The 19,072-nt window shown below is 55.1% G+C and carries 17 protein-coding genes and 1 pseudogene; 7 read left to right on the top strand and 11 right to left on the bottom strand.

The genetic code is table 11. The features are described 5' to 3' along the window. Positions 1-63: 63 nt before the first annotated feature. Positions 64-2,367: an FdhF/YdeP family oxidoreductase gene (locus HFD87_RS05855; RefSeq protein WP_167423072.1), complete on the bottom strand. Its 2,304-nt coding sequence runs from the start codon at positions 2,365-2,367 to the stop codon at positions 64-66. A gap of 261 nt (positions 2,368-2,628) precedes the next feature. Between HFD87_RS05855 and HFD87_RS05850 the strand changes: the two genes are divergently transcribed. The 4 genes from HFD87_RS05850 to HFD87_RS05835 all read left to right on the top strand — a co-directional run bounded on the left by HFD87_RS05850 (position 2,629) and on the right by HFD87_RS05835 (position 7,917). Then, positions 2,629-4,215: a PTS transporter subunit EIIC gene (locus tag HFD87_RS05850; protein WP_163851713.1), complete on the top strand. Its 1,587-nt coding sequence runs from the start codon at positions 2,629-2,631 to the stop codon at positions 4,213-4,215. A gap of 186 nt (positions 4,216-4,401) precedes the next feature. Further along, positions 4,402-5,946: a methyl-accepting chemotaxis protein gene (locus tag HFD87_RS05845; protein ID WP_033757823.1), complete on the top strand. Its 1,545-nt coding sequence runs from the start codon at positions 4,402-4,404 to the stop codon at positions 5,944-5,946. Between the two features lie 151 nt (positions 5,947-6,097). Continuing rightward, on the top strand, positions 6,098-6,829 hold the full coding sequence (locus HFD87_RS05840; RefSeq protein WP_167423071.1) for a YoaK family protein: 732 nt from the start codon (positions 6,098-6,100) through the stop codon (positions 6,827-6,829). Between the two features lie 191 nt (positions 6,830-7,020). Beyond that, positions 7,021-7,917, top strand: coding sequence for a LysR family transcriptional regulator (locus HFD87_RS05835; protein ID WP_167423100.1), 897 nt, complete (start codon positions 7,021-7,023; stop codon positions 7,915-7,917). Positions 7,918-7,922: 5 nt separating this feature from the next. Here HFD87_RS05835 and HFD87_RS05830 read toward each other — a convergent pair whose 3' ends face one another. The 5 genes from HFD87_RS05830 to sapC form a co-directional block, all read right to left on the bottom strand. Then, positions 7,923-9,035: a hypothetical protein gene (locus HFD87_RS05830; RefSeq protein WP_061703913.1), complete on the bottom strand. Its 1,113-nt coding sequence runs from the start codon at positions 9,033-9,035 to the stop codon at positions 7,923-7,925. A gap of 217 nt (positions 9,036-9,252) precedes the next feature. Next, positions 9,253-10,041: an enoyl-ACP reductase FabI gene (fabI, locus tag HFD87_RS05825; protein ID WP_010244547.1), complete on the bottom strand. Its 789-nt coding sequence runs from the start codon at positions 10,039-10,041 to the stop codon at positions 9,253-9,255. A 141-nt stretch (positions 10,042-10,182) separates the two neighbouring features. Beyond that, positions 10,183-10,986 (bottom strand): putrescine export ABC transporter ATP-binding protein SapF, encoded by an 804-nt coding sequence (gene sapF, locus HFD87_RS05820; RefSeq protein WP_010244550.1) that lies wholly within the window; start codon positions 10,984-10,986, stop codon positions 10,183-10,185. 1 nt (position 10,987) lies between these two features. Further along, entirely contained in the window at positions 10,988-11,983 is a 996-nt protein-coding gene (sapD, locus tag HFD87_RS05815) for a putrescine export ABC transporter ATP-binding protein SapD (protein WP_010244553.1), read from the bottom strand. Then, positions 11,984-12,874: a putrescine export ABC transporter permease SapC gene (gene sapC, locus HFD87_RS05810; protein WP_010244556.1), complete on the bottom strand. Its 891-nt coding sequence runs from the start codon at positions 12,872-12,874 to the stop codon at positions 11,984-11,986. Positions 12,875-13,047: 173 nt separating this feature from the next. Between sapC and HFD87_RS05805 the strand changes: the two are divergent. Then, positions 13,048-13,337: pseudogene (locus HFD87_RS05805) on the top strand (Arm DNA-binding domain-containing protein); the annotation flags it as partial. 68 nt (positions 13,338-13,405) lie between these two features. On the opposite strand, the gene HFD87_RS05800 reads toward HFD87_RS05805, so the two are convergent. Then, positions 13,406-13,609, bottom strand: a complete 204-nt coding sequence (locus tag HFD87_RS05800; RefSeq protein ID WP_010244562.1) for a hypothetical protein — start codon at positions 13,607-13,609, stop codon at positions 13,406-13,408. Positions 13,610-13,699: 90 nt separating this feature from the next. Between HFD87_RS05800 and HFD87_RS05795 the strand changes: the two genes are divergently transcribed. Together HFD87_RS05795 and HFD87_RS05790 are read left to right on the top strand one after the other, a co-directional pair. Further along, on the top strand, positions 13,700-13,888 hold the full coding sequence (locus HFD87_RS05795; RefSeq protein WP_167423070.1) for a hypothetical protein: 189 nt from the start codon (positions 13,700-13,702) through the stop codon (positions 13,886-13,888). 304 nt (positions 13,889-14,192) lie between these two features. Beyond that, positions 14,193-14,603 carry a helix-turn-helix domain-containing protein gene (locus tag HFD87_RS05790; protein ID WP_061901409.1) on the top strand — a complete coding sequence of 137 codons (411 nt, stop codon included), beginning with the start codon at positions 14,193-14,195 and terminating at the stop codon, positions 14,601-14,603. 201 nt (positions 14,604-14,804) lie between these two features. Here HFD87_RS05790 and HFD87_RS05785 read toward each other — a convergent pair whose 3' ends face one another. The 4 genes from HFD87_RS05785 to sapA form a co-directional block, all read right to left on the bottom strand. Beyond that, positions 14,805-15,695 (bottom strand): hypothetical protein, encoded by an 891-nt coding sequence (locus HFD87_RS05785; protein ID WP_167423069.1) that lies wholly within the window; start codon positions 15,693-15,695, stop codon positions 14,805-14,807. A 295-nt stretch (positions 15,696-15,990) separates the two neighbouring features. Beyond that, positions 15,991-16,197, bottom strand: coding sequence for a hypothetical protein (locus HFD87_RS05780; RefSeq protein WP_010244571.1), 207 nt, complete (start codon positions 16,195-16,197; stop codon positions 15,991-15,993). 152 nt (positions 16,198-16,349) lie between these two features. After that, complete coding sequence (gene sapB / locus HFD87_RS05775; RefSeq protein WP_010244573.1) at positions 16,350-17,315, bottom strand: putrescine export ABC transporter permease SapB; 966 nt, start codon at positions 17,313-17,315, stop codon at positions 16,350-16,352. Next, positions 17,316-18,938 carry an ABC transporter substrate-binding protein SapA gene (gene sapA, locus HFD87_RS05770; RefSeq protein ID WP_031292936.1) on the bottom strand — a complete coding sequence of 541 codons (1,623 nt, stop codon included), beginning with the start codon at positions 18,936-18,938 and terminating at the stop codon, positions 17,316-17,318. It lies immediately after the preceding gene. Positions 18,939-19,072 lie beyond the last annotated feature (134 nt).

Genomic DNA, 19,072 nt, shown 5'->3' with positions numbered 1-19,072 from the left:
GACGTCGCGCGGCAAGGCAAAAAGCCGGACGAGCCGGCTTTTTAGGGGGGAGTGAAAGGGCTGTCAGGCGATGCGCTGATCGGCCAGTGCCTCAGAGAGTTCCAGCTTCACCGGCACCGATTTTGAGGTCGGTGTACCACTGTCATCACCAAAGCTGTTCAGCGGCACCAGCGGGTTGGTTTCCGGATAATAGGCCGCCAGGTTACCGCGCGGAATATTGTAGGGAACCAGTTTGAATCCGCTGACGCGACGGGTAATGCCATCATTCCACAGCGTTTCGATATCGACATTCTGGCCTTCGGTAAAGCCCAGGTCTGCCATATCGTCCGGGTTGATGAACACCACTTCACGCTGACCAAACACGCCACGGTAACGGTCATCAAGGCCGTAAATGGTGGTGTTGTACTGGTCGTGCGAACGCAGTGTCTGCAGGGTAAAAGGCACGTCCTGATCAAGGTTCGGGAACAGTGAGGTCGGCAGCGCCGAGGCGTTGAACTCCGCTTTCTGGCTCGGCGTATTGAAGCGCAACTCGGCTGCTGCGTTGCCCAGATAGAAACCGCCCGGGATATCACATTTGGCGTTAAAGTCGGCAAAGCCCGGAATCGTCGCGGCTATGTGCTCACGGATCAGGTTGTAATCACCCGCCAGCTCGCGCCATTTCACTTTTTCATCACCCAGCACCGCCTCAGCGATACCGGCAATAATCCAGGTCTCTGAACGCTGCGTTTCCGCCAGCGGAATACCGATCCCTTCAGAGGCGTGCACCATGCTGAAAGAGTCTTCCACGGTAATAAACTGATTGCCGGTGGCCTGCAGATCGCGCTCGGTGCGGCCCAGCGTCGGCAGAATCAGCCCATCGTGACCCGGCACCAGATGGCTGCGGTTCAGTTTGGTGCTGATATGCACGGTCAGACCACAGCGTGACATCGCCTCTTCGGTGCGCGGTGAGTCGGGTGCGGCCGCCGCCAGGTTGCCACCCAGCGCGATCAGCACTTTCACTTCATCACGCAGCATGGCGTTCAGCGCTTCCACGGTGTTGTGGCCTGCCGCACGCGGGGGCTCGAAATTGAAATGATTCCCCAGCGCATCCAGGAAGGCTTTCGCCGGTTTCTCATCGATTCCCATGGTGCGGTTGCCCTGCACATTACTGTGACCACGAACCGGGCAGAGGCCTGCGCCTTTTTTACCCAGCTGGCCAAACAGCAACTGCAGGTTGGTGATCTCGCGCACCGTGTCGACAGAGTGTTTGTGCTGGGTGATGCCCATCGCCCAGGTACAGATCACCCGGTCAGCGCTCTGGTAGATCGCCGCGGCTTCACGGATCTGCGCCTGCGTCAGGCCCGACTGCGCCACAATCTGCATCCAGTTGGTGTTATCCACGGCGTCGAGATACGCCTCAATGCCGTTGGTTTTAGCATTGATAAAGGTCTGATCGAACAGGCCGCTTTCGCCAGCCGCCAGACGCGCGCGATGGGTTTCCAGCAGGGATTTCACCATGCCGCGCACCGCTGCCATATCACCGCCCAGGTTCGGCTGGTAATAGGAGGAGCTGATGTTGCCCGCTTTCGAAGTCACCACTTCCAGCGGTTTCTGCGGATCGGCAAAACGTTCCAGACCGCGTTCACGCAGGGTATTAAAGGTGACGATTTTCGCACCGTGATCGGCAGCGTGACGCAGGCTGTGAAGCATACGCGGATGGTTAGTGCCGGGATTCTGACCGAAGACAAAAATGGCATCTGCGTGGTCGAAATCATCCAGACGAATGGTGCCTTTACCGACGCCAATGCTGCGCTTCAGGCCGGTGCCGCTGGCTTCGTGGCACATATTGGAGCAGTCAGGGAAGTTATTGGTCCCCATCAGGCGACCAAACAGCTGATAGAGCCAGGAGGCTTCATTGCTGGCGCGACCGGAGGTGTAGAGCTCCATCTGATCCGGATGATCCATCGCCTTGATGTGCTGCGCGATCAGCGCAAACGCATCATCCCAGCTGATGGGCTCGTAGTGGTCGGTTTCCGCGTTGTAGCGCAGCGGATGGGTCAGACGTCCCTGATACTCCAGGAAGTAGTCACTCTGGGTATAGAGCGTGGTTACGCTGTGTTTGGCGAAAAAGTCGGTGTCGACCATCCGGCGTGTCGCTTCCCAGGTCACCGCTTTGGCGCCATTCTCGCAGAAGCTGAAGGTACTTTTATTGTCATCACCCCAGGCGCAGCCTGGACAGTCAAAACCGCGTGCTTTGTTCATGCGCATCAGGTTGCGCATATTTTTCAGGGCCGCTTTGCTGTCAAGAACGAAACGCGTGGTGGCTTCCAGTGAACCCCAGCCGCCCGCTGCCGCGCGATAGGGTTTGATTTGGCGTTTAAATTTCATATTGAGTGCAGGCTTTTTATAGTAGGAATTATTGTTTGGTGTTTGTTATCAGGTTATATCCTGATGGTGAAAGGAAGTCTGCAGCTATCCTCATACCTTGTCTAATTGATTGACTTAATGGTGCGATAGCTGGCGTTTATCGTGCATAAGCCAGAAATGTGATGCTGGTCAGATTTTACCCGCCTTTAACCTGCTGATAACGGGAGTTCTCCCGACAACAGGCTAATACTTGCTGTTCACAATCAGAGAGGGCACGACTCCATGAAACAGCTGACCAGCCAGATTCATGCATTTGGCAAAGCGTTGATGATGCCAATCTCGGTCATCGCTGCCGCAGGTATCTTCCTTGGGCTGGCGGCGGCCATGCAGAACCCGGCGGTCACCGGCGATGCCTTTGCGCAGATGCAGGTGCCGCAGTTAATTATCGGCTTTATTCGCAAGGTTGCCGGAGCGCTATTCGCTAATCTGCCGGTCTTCTTTGCGGTAGCGAGTGCCATCGGACTGGCGAAAGCGGAAAAACCTACCGCCGCCTTTGCCGCGGTGATTGGCTATATCGTGATGAACGTCGGTATCAGCGCGACGCTGGCGGCCAAAGGGATCACCGCCGCCACCACCACGCCTGCAGCCCTGCAGCAGGCGGGCATGGACCAGACCTCCGCCATGATGACCTCGGCGGAATATATCAACATGCTGGGCGTCTTTACCTACAACATGAGCGTACTGGGCGGGGTGATTGCCGGACTGGTAACGGTGGCGCTGCACAATCGCTTTTATACCCAGCAATTGCCTACCGCGATCAGCTTCTTTGGCGGACGGCGTTTTGTGCCGATTGTGACCGTGGTCTGTCTGCCACTGATTGGAGTATTGCTGGCGCTGATCTGGCCGACCATTGGCGACGGTATCGCCTGGATTGGACAGATGATTGGCAAAAGCGGGCAGTATGGCGCTTTTCTGCTGGGGGCCTTTGAGCGCATCCTGATCCCCACCGGCCTGCATCACATCCTTAACGAAACCGTGCGTTTCACGCCTATTGGCGGCATGGCGGTGGTCGATGGCCAGACCGTGGTTGGTGCACTGAACATCTTCAACGCGTCACTGACTCATCCGGGATCGATCCCCGATGAGACGCTGCGCACCGCCACGCAGTTTCTGGCGCAGGGCAAGATTCCGGTGATGATGTTCGGCCTGCCCGCCGCGGCGCTGGCGATCTATCACACCGCCCGACCCGAGCATAAACAGCGGGTCAAAGCACTGGTCATGGCGGGGGCGCTGACCTCCTTCACCACCGGCATCACCGAACCGCTGGAGTTCTGCTTTATCTTTGTCTCTCCGGTGCTCTATCTGCTGCACGCTTTCCTGACCGGCCTGTCGTTTATGCTGATGTCGATGCTGCATCTGATGATTGGCAACGTGCAGGGCGGTGTTATCGACCTGGTGGTGTTCGGCATGCTGGGTGGAGCAAAAACCCACTGGTGGTGGACGCTGGCGCTGGGCGTGATCTATGCGCCGATCTACTACTACGCTTTCCGGCTGGTGATCACCCGGATGAATGTTGAAACGCCGGGCCGTGAATCGGAGGATGAGAAACCGCAACAGGTCGCTGCGGATGAACGAACTCAGGTCATTATCAGCGGGCTGGGCGGGCAGGCCAATATCGAGGATGTCGATTGCTGCTTTACCCGGCTGCGCGTACGGGTCAAAGAGATGAATCAGGTGGTCGATCAGACGCTGATGAGCACCGGTGCCAACGGGGTCAATCGCGTCAGCGAGCACGACATTCAGGTGATCTACGGCCCGCAGGTCGAGAAGATCGCCAACGAGGTAAAAATGGCGCTGGGCGTCGCTTAACGGCAGCCTGTCTCACTCTTCGTCACAACCCTAACCGCCCGACGCCCGTGGGCGGTTAGCGCCTGTTCCCGGAGGCGCTCCGCCCGCTGCTGTCCCGCTTATTGTAACTAAAAAAAGCCCAGCCCTAATGGGGCGTACCTTTCTGCCGATATAGCGACTAATCCTCTTACTTTTCGGAACACCGCGATGTCGTTAAAAAAATCCTCCCTGATTATCTTCTCCTTCCTGCTGGCGCTGTTTCTTACCAGCGTGGCAATCAGTACCTGGCTGCTGATCCAGAGCAATCACTCGCTGAATGCGGTTAACAAAGAGATCCGTGTGGTGCTCTCGGTGATTGACCCCATCAACCACAGCCGCACGCTGCGTGTGCGTCTGATGGAGTACATGAAGGAGATTGAGGGCAGTGACGCAAATAATCCCGCCACGCTGGACAGCGTTCGGACCGTGGCCAGCAAAGCGGATGCTGCATTTCAGGCCTATATGAACGCGCCGCGTCTGCCGGGCGAAGAGGCGGAAGCCGACGCCTATAGCCAGGCTTATCAGGCCTATCGTCAGCAGGGTTTACAGCCGTTGATTGAGGCGGCAGAGGCGCACGATCAGGTGCGCTTTAAAAATCAGATCGCCACCGTGGTTCGCCTTGACCGTCAGTATGAAATCATTCTGGACCGGGTGCTGGCCCAGCATGAAACCTATGCCAAAAAACTTAACAGCGATGCACAGAGTCACTTCACCTCCGGCATTACCCTGCTGGGGCTGTTTGGGGTGCTGTTTTTCGCCATCATCGTCGCCATTTACATCTTCATGAAGCGCTATGTGCTTTCGCCGATCAATGATGCGCAGGAACACTGCAAGCTGATTGCGGCGGGCGTCCTGGATACCACGGTGCCGGTCAAAGCCGGTTCGCGCAGTGAAATTCAGTTGCTGATGGGCTCGCTGGAGCAGATGCGCAGCGCGCTGACCGCCATTATTCTCCAGGTGCGCGATTCAACCCGCTCAGTCTCCACCGCCTCTCAGGAGATTGCGGCGGGCAACATCGATCTCGCCTCGCGAACCGAACAGCAGGCCGCCGCGCTGACGGAAACCGCTGCCAGCATGGAGCAGCTGGGCGCAACGGTGAAACAGAACACTGAAAACGTCTTTGAAGCCTGCCGCCTGACCAGTGAAGCGGTGAAAAACGCGGAAAGCGGCGAAAAGGTCTCGCAGGAAGTGGTGACATCGATGGCGCTGATTAATGCCAGCTCGAAGAAGATCGAGGAGATCACCACCGTGATCGACAGCATCGCCTTCCAGACCAATATTCTGGCGCTGAACGCGGCAGTCGAAGCCGCCAGGGCGGGTGAACAGGGTCGCGGTTTTGCGGTGGTGGCAGGGGAAGTCCGTAATCTGGCCCAGCGCAGCGCTACCGCAGCCAAAGAGATTGAGGGGCTGATTGCGGAATCTGTTTCGATCATCCACGCCGGTTCCGATCAGGTCAGCCGGACCGGTGAGGCGATGAGCGCCATTATCTCCTCTGTCAGCCGCGTGAATCTGCTGATGGAGCACATCTCAACCGCTTCTGATGAACAGAGTCGCGGTATCGGTCAGATTGAGCAGGCGGTTACCGAGATGGACAGCGTCACACAGCAGAACTCGGCGCTGGTGCAGGAGTCTGCCGCGGCATCTGCCTCGCTGGAAGAGCAGGTGCAGTATCTGACGCAGTCGGTCTCCACCTTCCGTCTGGCAAACAGTTAATCAGGGCTTTCCGCGCTGAGTTTATGCAGCGCGGAGTCCGGAGCCCCGATGCTGAGTAATGCCCGGCAGAGAAGGGAGAGTTTGATTCAGTGCCTTGTGGCGCAGGGCTAATCAGCGGATTATAAGGCTTTCCAGTAAATATGGGGTGGTCATGCTAATCAGCACGGAAAGTGCCCGCAGCAACAGCGCGGATACCCGACTGGCCTGTACGCTTGCCGCTGCCGCAGGCGCACTGAATACCGCAGCCTTTGAGATCGTCGGTTTTTTTTCAGCCAACATGACCGGGAATGTCTCGCTGCTGTCCGATCACCTGGCAAAAGCGAATCTGGGGCCTGGCCTGTTTTTTCTGTCGATCGTTCTTCTGTTTATTGCGGGTTCCATGTTTTCAACGCTGATCATTAATGCCGGGCACCGCAGAAATATCCGCACCATCTATGCCTTTGTTATCCTGATTGAGGGCGCAGCGCTGATTGCACTGGGGGTGATTGAAAATCACTTTCCGCCGCAGTCGCCCGGTGTCGTGTTGATAATGAGCCTGAGCTTTTTAATGGGGCTGCAGAATGCGGTGGTGACGCGGATCTCCAATGCCCGCGTTCGCACTACCCATATCTCCGGCACGGCGACCGATATCGGGATTGAGCTGGCAATGCTGTTTGAGGTGCTGCGGCGTAAAGCGTCACCGAAAGAGGCACCGCTCTATCTGAGTCGGCTGCGACTGCACTGTCTGACCCTGCTTTCTTTCCTTGCAGGAGGGATAGCCGGAATCGGGCTTTACCGGCTGCTTAGCTACGATTTCCTGCTGCCAGTAGGGTTCGGGTTAATCTGTCTGGCGCTGAATGCCATCTTTACTAAGCCAGCAAAACAACAGGGCGCGATGATTTAAGTGCGCTACCCTCACTGATGCGTAAACCAGGGCGGCGCGTAGTGTTGATTTCATCGATCCGCCTGTGCAAATGAACCGTGCGGTTAAAACATCCGAGCCTGCGCGGGGTAACATTCAGCCTTATACTCTGGTTGATCCTGCGAACGAGAAAGTAATGCGAACAGCCTTCAACCTGCTGATGGATAATTAACATCGACATTAAACAACTCATTTACTTGTGTAACCTGGAGCGTGAACGCCATTTCGGGCGGGCCGCGGAAGCCAGTTTTGTTACACAGCCAACCCTCTCTATGCGCCTGAAAAATCTTGAGCGCGAGCTGGGCCTGCCGCTGATTAACCGCAGCAATAACTTTGCCGGATTTACCCCAGAGGGCGACCGTGTGCTGGCGTGGGCGCGGGAAATTGTTTCGGTTTATCAGGGGCTGAAGCTGGAAGTGGAATCGCTGAAGCATGGGGTGAACGGTACGCTGCGGGTTGGCGTGGTGCCGCAGTGCAGCATGGCACTGCCGCTGCTGCTGAAAGCGGTGCAGGCGCGTTATCCTCAGCTCGACTATCGCATTGCGGTACTCAGTGCTGACCAGTTGCTGGAAGCGCTCAACAGCCACACCGTGGATGTCGGGATCGGTTTTTTCGAGATGGCAACACTGCGTGAACTCCATTTTCAGACCGAGATGCTGGCAGATCGGGGCGTTGAAGCCATATTCCATCCCGACCATTTTCCTGAGCTGGTGGGGGAAACCGCGCTGACGCTTGAGGAAGTGGCACAACAGCCGCTCTGCCTGGCGGAGCCGACGCGTTATTTCCGGCGTTACCTTGATATGGCTTTTCGCGAGGCGGCGCTGGTGCCCCGGGTGATTGTGGAGAGCGCCTCTGTCATGCAGCTGATGCAGTGCGCGCAGGTCGGCCTGGGGCTGTTGGTGTCGCCGGTCGGTCATCTGCTGTCCGCTTCATTACAGGGGCTGCAGCAGCGCGCCATTACGCTGCCGCCGATGGCGCGCCAGGGGGCGCTGGTCATCGCTGAGCCTGGCCGTGCCACACCGCTTGCACAGCACTTTTTCGACGAAGCGCGCGGTCTGCTGCCGGTTTAACGCGGTTACTGCGATTCGCCCAGGGCGTAAAACAGGCGGCTGTTCCAGTTGCCTATGGCGACACTCTGTATCAGCGCGAACAGCGCATCAGCCTCCCAGCCCGCCTCCATTAGCGGCTGCAGATGGGCCGCGCTGAAACGCTCTGGCGAACGGGTCAGCTGCGCCGCCAGCGCAATAATCTGCTGCTCTTCCTCTTTTGCCGCCGCGTCATCCACGCCCTCAATTAAGATCTCATTTCCGGGCAGCAGCCGGAATGCCCAGCGACTGCCCAGAATACGGGCGGCCGTCGCTTCTGCCAGAGTATTGTCCTGAGTGAGATGCTGACGCAGTTGTGCCCAGCCATAGAGCACTGAGGGATCGTGTGCCAGCAGCCATACCGCGTCCTGCATTCCCGGCAGCGATTGACAGCGGGTAATGGCAGCGAGCTGCTCAGCACTGGCATACCGCAACTCCAGCGGTTTCAGCACGGGCTGCCAGCGGGCAGGCTGATCAAAACCTGCGGCCTCAGCATCCGGTGGTGCAGTGCTGCCGGGCAGCCAGCGTACCGGCTGGGCCTGCAGCGCCTGTAAACCGGCGACCACCCGCGCCTGATAACTGACAAAGCCGATCACCTGATTCAGCGTCACAATATCAGGCTCTGTCAGGCCGACCGCATCCAGGGCGGTGATGGCGCTGGCGCTGATCAGCTCAGGCTGCATCGCCAGCTGGCGTGCATACTGCGTAATCTGGGTCAGGCGATTATTACTCTCGCGTGAGGAGTCGGGCCCGGGCAACGGATTGAGGCGGGCAGAGTAGTGATTACACAGCCGCTGTACACCCGCCACCTGCGCCACCGTCAGCGCCGTGCTGAGGCGATCGTAAAGCGTTAAGGTGTGCGTGAGCGTGGTGACGACACGGTCGGGGAACAGCAGCTGTGCCAGATCGCGCGCCGCCAGCAGGGCGGGCTGATTGGTGCGCAGCAGTGACTGCACCACGTTGTCATCGGCGTAACATCCCAGCAAAAAACGGTCATCAATATGGGCGGCCTCGGGCACCAGAGGTGCGGCCTGTGAGGTACGTGGACTGGTCTGGCTCTCGTAAAACCAGTGGTTATGGCCCGGATAGCGGCGTTGTTCCATGATCAATCCTTTTGCAAATTCGGGTTCGGTATGCAGGCGGCAGAATCTGAAAATGTGCATAAACCGAAGGGCAGGCTTATCGTCGCTGATGGCCAGTCCGGGGCAAAAGATTGATCGGTGATAATTAATAGCGTTACGGTATAACGGCAGCGAAATCAGGCAGGAAGGGCGAGGCGGGAGCAAAGAGAAGGGCGAGCGAGGCTCGCCCTTGCAGAACTTATTTCAGTTCCAGTTCGTTCATTGCGGCGATGCTGAAGCCGCCATCAACGTGTACTACTTCACCGGTGATGCCGCCAGCCAGGTCAGAGCAGAGGAATGCTGCTGAGTTGCCGACATCTTCGATGGTAACGGTACGGCGAATCGGGGTGACCGCTTCGCAGTGTGCCAGCATCTTACGGAAATCTTTGATGCCTGATGCTGCCAGGGTGCGGATTGGACCGGCAGAAACGGCGTTAACACGCACGCCTTCCGGGCCCATGGCGTTTGCCATGTAGCGCACGTTGGCTTCCAGCGACGCTTTCGCCAGACCCATCACGTTGTAGTTCGGGATCGCGCGCTCAGCACCCAGGTAAGAGAGAGTCAGCAGCGCAGAGTGTGGATTCAGCATCTCGCGGCACTCTTTGGCCATCGCGACGAAGCTGTAAGCACTGATGTCATGCGCGATTTTAAAGCCTTCGCGGGTAACGGCGTTCACGTAGTCGCCAACCAGCTGCTCGCCAGGGGCGAAACCGATAGAGTGAACGAAACCGTCAAATTTCGGCCAGGTTTTTGCCAGTTCAGTGAACAGAGATTTGATGCTTTCATCTTCGGCTACGTCACATGGCAGCACGATGTCTGAACCCAAATCTTTGGCAAACTCTTCCACACGACCTTTTAATTTGTCGTTCTGGTAGGTGAAAGCCAGTTCTGCGCCCTGTTTGTGCATCGCCTGTGCAATACCGTAGGCGATGGAAAGTTTACTGGCAACGCCAGTAATCAGAATGCGCTTACCGGAAAGAAAACCCATAGCTGTAATCCTTATGGTCATTGTAGTTGGCGGCCGCATGGTTAAAAAGTGAGCGACCGACGTTAATCGACGTGCGGATTCTAGCACGTCTCTCATAAATCAGGTAAATCGGCCCGCAATTTCCGCGATATGCAGCAAAAATCAACGCTCTCGCCGCCAGGCTTCGGCACTCAATGCTTCGCCAAAGTGGCTGCTGATCAGTCGTCGGGTCAGATCGTGCAGCGGGGAGGCCAGTACATCAGCGGTGCCGCCGCGCTCGACCACTTCGCCTTGATGCATCACCAGCACCTTATCGCTGATGTGCTTCATCATCCCCAGATGCTGGGTAACATAAATGTAAGCGATCCCATGCTTCTCCTGCAGTTCCAGCATCAGATTCACCAGCTGGGAACGCATGGTCATATCCAGCGAGGCCAGCGCTTCATCGGCCACAATCACTTTGGGTTGCAAAATCAACGCGCGGGCCAGCCCCAGACGCTGCTTCTGACCGGGTGCCAGCATATGCGGATAATAGCCGGCGTGATCGCGCAGTAATCCCACCTGACGCAGGGTGGCGATAATGCGTTTCTCTCGATCCTCCGCGCTGAGATCGGTATTGAGCCGCAGCGGGAACTCCAGAATCTGGCTGATACGCTGACGCGGATTCAGCGAGGTTGAGGGGTCCTGGAAAATCATGCGGATGCGCTGACTGCGATAGCCATAATCGCCAAAGGTCAGCGGATGATCGTCTATCAGAATCTCACCTTCGGTAGGGGCGACCATGCCGCTGAGCATCTTCGCCAGCGTGGACTTGCCGGAGCCGTTTTCGCCGATAATCGCCAGCGTCTGCCTCTCGCGTAGGGTAAAACTGACCGACTTCACCGCCTCAACGTGCTGACGGCGGAACAGGCCCGTGCGATAGCGAAAGGTTTTACTCAGGTTGCGCACTTCCAGCAGGGTCTCCATGCTACTGGCCCTCCATATTCAGCGGGAAATGACAGGCGTAGAGATGCGTTTTGCTGCCGGTGAGCCGTGGCGTTTCAATACATTTGCGCTGCGCATAAGGGCAACGTGGCCCCAGACGACAGCCAATCGGCAGGCTCTCCAGCGACGGGATCGCTCCTGACAAAGTATTGAGACGGCTTTTGTGCGGCAGGGATCGTCCAAAATCGGGCATCGCCCGAATCAGCGCCTGAGTATAAGGATGGTGCGGCGTACTCATTAAATCTTCGCTCTGGGCGGTTTCTACCGTCTGACCACAGTACATCACGTTGATACGGTCTGCCCACTGGCTCATGGTGCGCAGGTCATGACTGATCAGCAGAATGGTGGTGTTGTTGTTCTGGTTCAGACGGCTCAGCAGGCGGAAAATCTGCGCCTGCGTAGTGGGTTCCATGGCATTCGTCGGCTCATCGGCAATCAGCAGACGCGGCTGATTAGCCAGCGCAATCGCGATCATGACTTTCTGGCATTCGCCTTCGGTCAGCTCATAGGGGAAGCTGCGCATTATATCTTTGTGATCTTTAATGCCGACGCGATGCAGCAGTTCGATGGCGCGGGTTTTGCGCCAGAACCAGAAGCGTTTCAGCCACGGACCTTTATACGTCCAGCGCGGGATCACCTGCATCAGCTGACGACCGATGCTTTCAGAGGGATCCAGACAGGATTGCGGCTCCTGAAAAATCATCGAGACGTTATGTCCGATAATGCGGCGGCGCTCGCGCGACGACAGGCGCAGCAGGTCGACATCATCAAATACCATGCGATCGGCGGTGACACGCCAGTTATCGTTAGTTACGCCGCAGATCGCCTTGGCAACCAGACTCTTACCGGAGCCGGACTCACCGACCAGGCCACGGATTTCACCTTCGCCCAGCGTCAGATTGACGCGATCGACCGCTTTGACCGGTCCGTCAGCGGTCATAAATTCAATGGTCAGATTACGGATATCGAGTAACGGCATTTATTCCACTCCCGCTTCGACGGCGCGACGGATGCCGTCACCGAGCAGGTTAACAATTAATACGCTGACCATCAGTGCCACACCCGGCAGCATAACGGTCCAGGGGGCGACGTAGATCAGCTCCAGCGAATCACCCAGCATCGCTCCCCATTCGGGCGAAGGCAGCTGCGCGCCCAGGTCGAGAAACCCGAGTGCGGCTATATCCAGAATCGCCATCGACAGCGCGCGGGTAATTTCGGTGATCAGCAACGGTAAAATGTTAGGCAAAATGGCGTAGCGCAGGATGTTGCGGCCTCTGGCACCGTCCAGACGTGCCGCCACCACATACTCTTTTTCCAGCTCATCATGCACGGCACTATAAATCTCGCGCACCAGACGTGGAATCAGCGCCAGCCAGACTGCCAGCAGTGCATGCTCGAGTCGCGGTCCGAGAAACGCCACCACGATAATCGCCAGTAACAGCGACGGAATAGAGAGCAGGGTATCCAGTACGTGGTTCATCACCGCCGAGCGTATGCCATGCGTCATGCCCGCCAGTACGCCCAGCACCAGCGCGCCGAGCGTGGCGAACAGCGTCACCAGAATCGCCGAACCCACCGTCGGGCCCGCACCGCTCAGCAGGCGGCTCAGCACATCCCGACCCAGATCGTCAGTGCCGAGAAAGAAGGAGACATCGCCGTAGTGTGACCAGGACGGCGGCAGCAATTGATAACCCAGGAACTGCTGATCGATATTGTATGGCGCTATCAGCCCGCCAAACAGACAGAGCAGCAGCAGTGCGCCAAAGCCATACAGCCCGACCATCGAAATCGGGTTGCCATAGAAATGGTGCCAGCTCTGACGAAACGCGCTGGGCAGGCGTTTTTCGGCGTAGATATTATCGGAGGGCATACGCTTTCACTTTATTGTGCTTGAGTTCGGACAACATTTCTTTATAAAAATTACTCATATCAGAGGGTTATCCTGAGGACATGCTTTATGTTTCTTTATCATGGCTGACTCTGAGTAGCGTTAATTTATGTGTTTTGTGTACGCCTCTGCGTAGACGCAAAGAAGCAAAGAAGATGTACACATTGCAGACAGACACTAAGCTCAGGAAAGCGCTGGGTAAGCGCCGCGACAAAGCAGAGGTTATCTTCAACTCGTCCGGACTGAATGTCAGGCTCTCCATTCGAGGCGGCGTGACATTTTTCTACCGTTATCGCTGGCAGGGTTAACCCGTCAGCTGTCTACAGGGGATTATCCGTCGATATCCCTGTTACAGGCAAGGAAACGGCGTCAGCAATTTCGGCTCTGGATTGCAAAGGGTTATGATCCGCGTCGGCATATCATCCTGAACAGCCTGAAAAAAGTTATATTCACCTTCGGATAACAGGCAATAAAAACCGCCCTGTTGGGCGGCGGATTAGATCTTAGCGGATGCTACGCTGGCCGGACCCTGGCCTTTGTCGGGTGTCCATCAGGCCCATCGTCATGGGTGTGGTCAGGATCCGGCTCAATGATCACGATATAATCTTTACCTATCCCATCGCGCGTTAACGTCACTAAATCTCCGGCAACAGGTTTGGTGTCAAACTCATGTTCCTCTTCAACGCCAGTATCTTCAAAAATTACAGCGAATTTCATTTTTCGTCCTCTTTCTGATAAACCGCGTCGTTACCGCGAGGTTTGTTGCTGACGCTTACATAAAGAATTTTAGCCTATCCTGAAAATATCATGCATCTCAGTGAATTACCTGATTCCGATATTACGCGCGATTACCGGCTGGCTTCAGGTGTCCCGGTGTTCAGACCGCTGTGGAAGCATGCCCGCCTGGCGATTTCAGGTGCAGATGCTATGCGCGAATGGCTCACTACTGAAACCCTGCCGGAACCCGCACAGGAAATCCTTCATGATGCTGCATGAGTAATACACCGTAAATCTTCCACGGAAGACGGATAATCCAACACCTAAGACGTTCGCCTCAACAGAGATCACTTTTTGTGCAACGTTGACAGATTCTTCATCATTTCCTGATTGTTCATTGATGACTTTAGGGGATAGTCGGGTCCTGAGAGGGAACTCTTTACTAAAGGAGATAAATCAGTGGCGAGAATAAAATGAAAGGAGCTTAGACAAGGGAATTGCAAACGATCAATATAGAATTAAATTTTGTGTGACAATGGATTTGAATTAAAAGAGACCGCAAAAAACGCAAAAGGGGGATGGCATGACAGATAAAAACTTCTTTAATGCATTAATAAAATGGATTGATGATCATACGGATGAAAAAATAAGCCTGGATAAAGTGGCTAAAAAAAGTGGATATTCAAAATGGTACCTTAAAAGAATGTTCACAAAGCATTGCGGAGTCAGCCTCGGGAAATATATTAATAACACCAGAATGCAGGCGGCCTCGCTGAGTTTAAGGTTTACTGAAGCCACTATTGCAGAGGTGGCTGATCAGTTCAACTACGACTCACAGCAAACGTTCACTCGCGCCTTCTCACGACATTTTGGTATGCCTCCCGGCATCTGGCGAATCACTGATGCTGCAAAAAAATCAGATAAGGACTCTCTCTGCTTCCCCAGCGATGACACCATTTTCAGGCAGCGATTGAGAGCTTACGTAATGCCATAGGTTTACCTGATTGCATCCGCAGAAAATTATTATGTACAGGACGGCGGGGAAGGACAGTGATGCATAAAAATTAAAACCGGCCCTGAGATTAAACGTTTTTTTTAACACCCTTCATTGATGCCTGGCATTTCAGGATTCGGCGGTTTTGTGCTTATTTCCAGCCGCTCCGATGCAGAAAATAAGCCAGCCTCTCCTGAAAGATTAAAAAATTGTTTTCCCCGTGGAATGCGCATCCGCCCAGCGAAGCTTATACGTCCATTCTTTATCAAGTGAACCGATTGAAAGCCTCATCTCCTTGCCCGTCTGCTTACAGTAGTCCCGTGCCGCACCAATGTTTTTCCACATAAGCAAACTACCCGGGCTAAGGTCCGAATATTTCATGTTAACGCCGCCGTTTGGCACATCAAAATAGATAATGTGTTCACTCTCAGCCATGAAGAGCAGATCCATCGCGCATGGCTCGTTCCCAACAAAAAGAATATAGCCGAAGAGCATCCTTTTCATGGCAATAATAAGCGTGATCAGGTTCTCTCTGGAATAACAGGTTATGCTGTCAGAGAAACGGGATTTAAAAAGGAAGATATAATAGTCTGCCAGCTCTTCAGGGCTGAATTGATTCATGTCACAGCAGCGGCCACCCGCACGTATGAACCGGTTGTATTCGTTGCGGCGATTCTTTTCTGTTTTAACTGAATAGCTCTCTTTTACAAAGCACACTTTATTTTTTCGGGCAAAAGAAAAGTTAAAATTTATGAAATTGTGCTTGTTGAAATGTGACATTTTATTGGTTCTTTCAGGGAAAAGCATCGAGGCATTTTTAGCCGCCGGCACCATGATCTCATCATAAGATAGCGGGAATTTTTTCCATTGATCGACACCTATCCGTGAGTGATCCAGCAGGGCATATGCGGCAATATAGCCACCTTGCTTTACTTTATGAAAATACGTTGCCTCATGACCTGTGCGAGATGAGAAAAACCTGATCACGTCAGGATGCATATTAACACTCCCGCCAAAACGGTTAAAACAGTGCTCATAAATGCCAGCGTCGGATTTTTCCCAGCCGTAAAGCATTCTTTTGAAGTGGCTCATATAAAATGTTAAACCTGATAGTTGTTCTGATAAATCGAGTTAAAAAGATGGCTCCTGAATGTCAGCCACCCTATGCTATCTTTTCCTGTCACTAACTCCGGACAGATGGTCTCTGCTGTGACATTTTAATCAGGGCATTATGTATTTTTTTTATCAACGTAAAGGCAAGGAAATATCAAGAATCTATCAAGCGATGTCGTTTTATTGCTTTATATTTGTGAGGGCTGCCTGACATTTATATCAAGTTTATCTGAGTCACCCGCGTAATAGCCTGACCGGGTGACTTCATTCTCTTTCAAACAATCCGCTGGCTCTGCTCCCGGCGATGCTTATGATAATCCTCATCACACTCGCTTGAACAGAAAGCAGTTTCAGCCACTACGGGCTCATCTTTGCACCAGATGCATAAGCCGTTTGGGCTTTTAAGTTTGGCCTTACGAGCTGCCAGAGAGGCAGCGAGATGCGCTTCTTCACGCTCCTGTGCCAGATCAACTTCATCCATAAATGTTCATCTCCTCATTAATTTTTACGCTTCGAACTTAAATCGGTTTCTGCAGGAACAATATTCGTGTACATCAATGCCTGCTTGCAGCACGACTTCTGAACGACAAAATTCATATGTTTATTGTATGTTTTGCCTTAGCGCCCTGAGCGTTAGCGCAGGGCATACCATTCCTTATGTTTCAGCGGGTTCATGGCCGCACCAATCACGTCAGAAATTACATTGACCAGAATCACCAGCCCGCCAATCACCATCACGCCAGCGGAGATCGCCGCGTAATCCTGCTGGCGAATCGCGTTGATCAGCCAGCGCCCCAGACCCGGCCAGTTAAAGACCATCTCGGTGATCATCGCCAGCGTCAGCATGGTGGAAAATTGCAGACCCAGACGCGGGATCACCGGCGGCAGCGCATTATGCAGCACGTGGCGGCGGATCACGGTAAACGGCGAAAGACCCCGCGTGGCCGCCGCTTTGACATAATTTTTGTCCATCACGTCGCTGGTGCTGTTGCGCAGCAGGCGGATCACTTCCGTCGTCGGCGCCATCGCCAGCACCAGCACCGGTAAAATCAGGTGGTTCAGGACGCTGATTATCATCTCATGTCGCCAGGGCGAAGGACTCATCCAGGCATCAATCAGCGCAAAGCCAGTGACACTCTGCACCGGATAGAGCAGGTCGTGACGACCGGACACCGGCAGCCAGCCCAGCGTCAGCGAGAAGAACAGCGTCAGCAGTAGCGCCAGCCAGAAAATTGGCGCAGAGAAGCCAATCAGCGCCAGCGCACTGATGGTTTTGTCCTGCCATTTATTGCGCATCACGCCGGCACAGATCCCCAGCGGGATCCCGACCAGCAGCGCGAACAGAAACGCCAGGATGCACAACTCCATGGTGGCCGGGAAAACCTCACGCAGTTGCAGGCCAATCTCCTGACCGTTGGTGCTGGAGACGCCGAAATCAAACTGCAGCATCCCTTTAAACCAGAACCACCAGGCGTCCGAGAGCGCCGCGCCTTCCAGCGGGGCGTCAGGCGTAAAGTAGCTCAGGCTGAAGCTCACCAGCGACAGCAGAAACAGGGTAATGATCAGTAGCAGCAGGCGCCGCAAAATATAGATAATCACTTACTTTTCCTTATCGCTTTCACGATAAACCCCGGCAAACGAGGCGTTGCCAAACGGACTCAGGACCAGCCCTTTAATATCATGACGAAACGCCTGCAGTCGCAGAGAGGATGCCAGCGGCAGCACCGGCAACTCTTGCGCCAGAATCTGCTGCGCTTTGTCATAACTGTCGATGCGGCCAGAGAGTTGTTGTGATAACAGCGCATTCTGCAGCGTTTCGTCAAAGGCCGGCGAGCACCAGTGCGCGTAATTGGTCTGCGACCGAATCGCCGCACAACTGAGCAGCGGCCGGAAGAAACTGTCTGGATCGTTACTGTCGGTGGCCCAGCCTGACAGTGTCAGATCATGATTCATCGCCATCAGCTGCGCCTCCTGAAAACGGCCCTCTACCGGCACAATGGTCAGCCGGACGCCAACCTGCGCCAGATCCGCCTGCAACAGTTCGGCGGTTTTCAGCGGGCTGGGATTCCACGACTGCGACGCGGCAGGCACCACCAGCCGCAGATGCAGATCGCTGATGCCCAGAGCCGCCAGTGCGGCACGGGACTTCTCCGGATCATAGCTGGTGATGCGCGCATCATTATCATATGCCCATGAGGCGCGAGGTAATATCGAGGCGGCGGTTTCGGCGGTGCCGTAATAGATTGACTCCATCAACCGCTCATTGTTGATCGCCAGCGCCAGCGCGTGACGCACCTCAGGGCGGTCGAGCGGCGGCTTGCGGGTATTAAAGGCCAGATAGGCGATGTTCATGCCGGGACGCAGCGTCATCCGCAGGCGCGGGTCATCGCGCAGGATGGTGAGCTGGCTGGCCGCGGGATAGGCAAGCACGTCACATTCACCGGTCAGAAGCTTGGAAAGCCGCCCGGTGCCGCCCGAGCCGAGATCGATCACCGCCTGTTGCAGACGCGGCACCCCTTTCCAGTAGTGAGGATTGCGCGCCAGGCGGATGTACTGACCGGTACGGTATTCACTGAGCTGATAAGGACCGGTGCCAACCGGTTGTCTGTCCATCTCTTCCTGCCGGCCCTGCGCGGTGAGCTGGTCGGCATACTCTTTCGACAGCACTGGCGCATAGTGGGTCGCCATGTGCCACAGGAACGACGCATCCGGGCTGTTTAACCTGAACTCAACCGTCCTGTTATCGATTTTCTTCACGCTCTGCACGGAGTCGGAGAATTGCAGACTGTCAAAGTAGGGATAGTTGCCGCCGTTGACGTTGTGCCAGGGGTGATTGCGGTCAAACATCCGGGCGAAGCTGAACACGACATCGTCGGCGTTCAGCGCCCGGGTGGGGCGGAACTGATTCGTCTGCTGAAACTGCACGCCGCTGCGCAGATGAAAGCGATACGTTGCGCCGTTATCGCGCACTTCCCAGCTGGACGCCAGATCGGGCTTGAGACGATAGGTGTAAGGATCGACATCCAGCAGGCGGTCATAGAGTTGTGCCGCCAGCGTATCGACAGTCAGCCCGCTGCTGGCCATCTGCGGATTAAAGGTGTTCAGCGTGCCGCTGACGCAATAGACGAAGCCGGTCTGGCGGATATCACCCGCAGGCGCTGACCACGCAGGGGCACTCAACACGCTGAGGCTTAGCAACAGCGAACATATTAGTTTTGACATAGAACTCAACGATTTTGAGGCATTAAACAGAGTGTATCGCAAAGCGGGCATTGTCCCAAAACCTGCAACCGCTGCCAGACTGATTTTCATCATCGCGGCGGTAAAAAGAGCGTACAGAAGGTGTGGTAATGAGA

The sequence above is a fragment of the Pantoea sp. EKM21T genome, assembly GCF_011800405.1.
In the GTDB taxonomy this organism is placed as follows: Bacteria; Pseudomonadota; Gammaproteobacteria; order Enterobacterales; family Enterobacteriaceae; genus Pantoea; species Pantoea agglomerans.
Note: the sequence above shows the minus strand (reverse complement) of the source record. Positions and strands in the feature narration are given on the sequence as shown.

What these genes read in the sequence shown, in the direction of transcription:
- HFD87_RS05855 (WP_167423072.1), bottom strand. Translation starts at nt 2,367, where the DNA reads ATGAAATTTAAACGCCAAATCAAACCCTATCGCGCGGCAGCGGGCGGC.
- HFD87_RS05780 (WP_010244571.1), bottom strand. Translation starts at nt 16,197, where the DNA reads ATGGATGAAGTTGATCTGGCACAGGAGCGTGAAGAAGCGCATCTCGCT.
- HFD87_RS05850 (WP_163851713.1), top strand. Translation starts at nt 2,629, where the DNA reads ATGAAACAGCTGACCAGCCAGATTCATGCATTTGGCAAAGCGTTGATG.
- HFD87_RS05830 (WP_061703913.1), bottom strand. Translation starts at nt 9,035, where the DNA reads ATGGAACAACGCCGCTATCCGGGCCATAACCACTGGTTTTACGAGAGC.
- sapC (WP_010244556.1), bottom strand. Translation starts at nt 12,874, where the DNA reads ATGCCCTCCGATAATATCTACGCCGAAAAACGCCTGCCCAGCGCGTTT.
- HFD87_RS05840 (WP_167423071.1), top strand. Translation starts at nt 6,098, where the DNA reads ATGCTAATCAGCACGGAAAGTGCCCGCAGCAACAGCGCGGATACCCGA.
- HFD87_RS05785 (WP_167423069.1), bottom strand. Translation starts at nt 15,695, where the DNA reads ATGAGCCACTTCAAAAGAATGCTTTACGGCTGGGAAAAATCCGACGCT.
- sapD (WP_010244553.1), bottom strand. Translation starts at nt 11,983, where the DNA reads ATGCCGTTACTCGATATCCGTAATCTGACCATTGAATTTATGACCGCT.
- sapA (WP_031292936.1), bottom strand. Translation starts at nt 18,938, where the DNA reads ATGTCAAAACTAATATGTTCGCTGTTGCTAAGCCTCAGCGTGTTGAGT.
- HFD87_RS05795 (WP_167423070.1), top strand. Translation starts at nt 13,700, where the DNA reads ATGCATCTCAGTGAATTACCTGATTCCGATATTACGCGCGATTACCGG.
- HFD87_RS05845 (WP_033757823.1), top strand. Translation starts at nt 4,402, where the DNA reads ATGTCGTTAAAAAAATCCTCCCTGATTATCTTCTCCTTCCTGCTGGCG.
- fabI (WP_010244547.1), bottom strand. Translation starts at nt 10,041, where the DNA reads ATGGGTTTTCTTTCCGGTAAGCGCATTCTGATTACTGGCGTTGCCAGT.
- HFD87_RS05790 (WP_061901409.1), top strand. Translation starts at nt 14,193, where the DNA reads ATGACAGATAAAAACTTCTTTAATGCATTAATAAAATGGATTGATGAT.
- HFD87_RS05800 (WP_010244562.1), bottom strand. Translation starts at nt 13,609, where the DNA reads ATGAAATTCGCTGTAATTTTTGAAGATACTGGCGTTGAAGAGGAACAT.
- sapF (WP_010244550.1), bottom strand. Translation starts at nt 10,986, where the DNA reads ATGGAGACCCTGCTGGAAGTGCGCAACCTGAGTAAAACCTTTCGCTAT.